At 41.7% G+C, this 1,591-nt stretch carries 1 protein-coding gene and 1 pseudogene; both read right to left on the minus strand.

Annotated features, from left to right (window positions below):
• Positions 1-174, minus strand: a pseudogene (locus H5202_RS24470) (HlyD family type I secretion periplasmic adaptor subunit); the annotation flags it as partial.
• Positions 171-1,591, minus strand: a 1,421-nt coding sequence (locus tag H5202_RS22185) for an ATP-binding cassette domain-containing protein (protein WP_182773938.1), incomplete at its 5' end; no start/stop codon positions are given. The pseudogene H5202_RS24470 and the gene H5202_RS22185, both read right to left, overlap by 4 nt.

A 1,591-nucleotide genomic window follows, 5' to 3' on the forward strand; every position in this document is an offset into this window, starting at 1 on the left:
GGTTCCTGTTGTCACCTGATCTAATTCTGAGAAGTAAGCCCAAATAAAAAAACACACCATCATTGCGGCAAGAGACCAGATAATAAGACGATGTCCTGACGGGGCATCGGTCATCATGGCACCATAAACATCATCAACCATTTCTAAATCTTTTGCTGTTAAATGCTTACTCATGCGTTTTGGCCTCCAGATATTGCGCCGGAGTTAAGCTTGGCAAGTACTTCATCTTTAGGGCCGTCAGCCATCACATGGCCTTTATCTAGCACGATAATACGATCAACTAAATTAAGTAGGTGCATTTTATGCGTGATAAGTAACAGGGTTCTATCGCGGCTAACAAGTTGCATGGAACGAATGAATTGCTTTTCTGCTCGCGCATCTAAACTCGCTGTTGGTTCGTCCATTAATAAAATTGATGGATCATTAAGTGTCGCTCTCGCTAAAGCAACAGTTTGACGTTGACCACGACTCAAGGCTAATCCACCTTCACCAACTTGTTGATCTAATCCTTCAGATTCTAAGTTGGTAAACATATTCACACCAGATAGCTGAATTGCTCTCATTAATTGGTGTTCTGTTACTTGACGAGATCCAAATAGAATATTATCGCGGATAGTGCCATGAAATAGGGTGACGTCTTGAGGTAAATAGCCAAAGTTTCGTCTAAGATCACTCGGATGAATTTGTGCTGAATCTAAACCGTCGTATCGAAGGCTGCCTTGAGTTGGCTTGTATAATCCAAGTAATAATTTTGCTAAGGTACTTTTACCTGAACCATTCCGCCCAATGATGGCGATGCGTTCCCCTGGTTTGATTCGTAGTGACATCGGATGCAAGCTTGGCTTTTCGGTACCAGGAAAGCTAAAACTGATGTTATCAGCTTCGATTTTTCCCATAATACGCTCTTTGCTAACCAGATGTCCTTTGTCCTCAAATTCATCGTCTTCTTCCATAATTGCGTCAAGTTGACGCAACGAACTCATGGTATGGTTACCACGAGATATAAGACCCGCCAGTTGTGCCATTGGGGCGATTGCTCTGCTCGATAACATTACAGCTGCAATAATTCCGCCCATTGAAATCTCATTATCGGCAAGGCGATAGACGCCAAGAATAACCACTAAAACAACCGTTATTTGCACCACAAAATTTGCGACATGAGCCACATGATTTGACAGCTTTTTACTTTTAAGTTGCCAATTTGCAGTATGGCCAATCATTTGCTGCCAGCTTTTTTGAACTAAGCCTTCTGCACCATTTGCTTTTATTGACTCGAGTGCGGTTAAGCTTTCAATTAAGTGACCGTGTTTTAAACTTGAAAAGCGGTTACTCTCTTCAATTGCTTGCTTCAGCTTAGGTTGAAGGTAAAGGGTTACTGCGATAATGATGATACTACCAAATATTGGAATGAGCGCTAAATCGCCGGCAACAATATAAATAATGACAATAAATAACAAAGCAAAAGGTAAATCGACTAATGCGGTTATAGTGGCAGAGGTTAAAAATTCTCTAATGCTATCAAACTCACCTAATTGCCGCGCCATCCCCCCGACACTTGGAGAGCGCTTCGAAAGTGGAATACCAATAGCTT

It is taken from the genome of Shewanella sp. SG41-4, from assembly GCF_014164505.1.
Lineage (GTDB): Bacteria > Pseudomonadota > Gammaproteobacteria > Enterobacterales > Shewanellaceae > Shewanella.